The organism is Pseudomonas sp. AMR01 (assembly GCF_041946035.1).
Classification (GTDB): domain Bacteria; phylum Pseudomonadota; class Gammaproteobacteria; order Pseudomonadales; family Pseudomonadaceae; genus Aquipseudomonas; species Aquipseudomonas antarctica_B.
The window spans coordinates 1-578 of sequence record NZ_JAUTYR010000140.1 but is presented as its reverse complement, the minus strand read 5'-3'; the positions used below and the strand labels follow the sequence as shown (position 1 = coordinate 578).

At 55.2% G+C, this 578-nt stretch carries 1 protein-coding gene; it reads left to right on the top strand.

Annotated features, from left to right (window positions below):
• Window positions 1–315: 315 nt before the first annotated feature.
• On the top strand, window positions 316–578 hold a 263-nt coding region (locus Q7C20_RS26930; protein ID WP_375071215.1), incomplete at its 3' end, for a hypothetical protein.

Here is a 578-nt window from a genome sequence, read left to right as displayed (position 1 = left end):
GTCGCGCCTAGACCGCCCGGGGATACAGGCGGTTCAGAAGTAGAAATCGATAATGATCTACGTGTTCCAACATGCAAGACAACCTAAGCACTGGTATGGGCTTCGTCAATCTGGCTGAGAGGACTTCTTAGCCCGTGCTGTCTTGCTGAGCGAGATTGTGCGGAGGGATCGGTCGTTTTAACGTGGATCGGGCAGGCGCAGACTTTCTAGAATGGCTTGGTGGCGTTTGCCGGTTCCGCCAGAGCAATGATATGTTAGCCTTTTTAGACATTTGCGTGCGGACTGCGCAGGGTGCAAAGAATAAGGATTAGATGCGTGAGCTTAAAACTGCACTTCCGCCGGCTGATCCTGCCGCTGCTGACGATGACCGTTACCGTAGGTCTGGCGACCTTTCAGCGTGACCTGCCGGGGGCTTTTGCCGACAGTCAGAAAGTCACACTGTTCCTGAAGGCTTCTGTCTATCTTTCCAGCGCTTGGCTCGCGAGCCGGGTTTTGGCGATGATACTCGACCAAGCTGCGGGAAAGCGGCCCTATCCGCGCTTGCTGAAAGACCTGATCGCGGCGGCGCTTTTCACGAT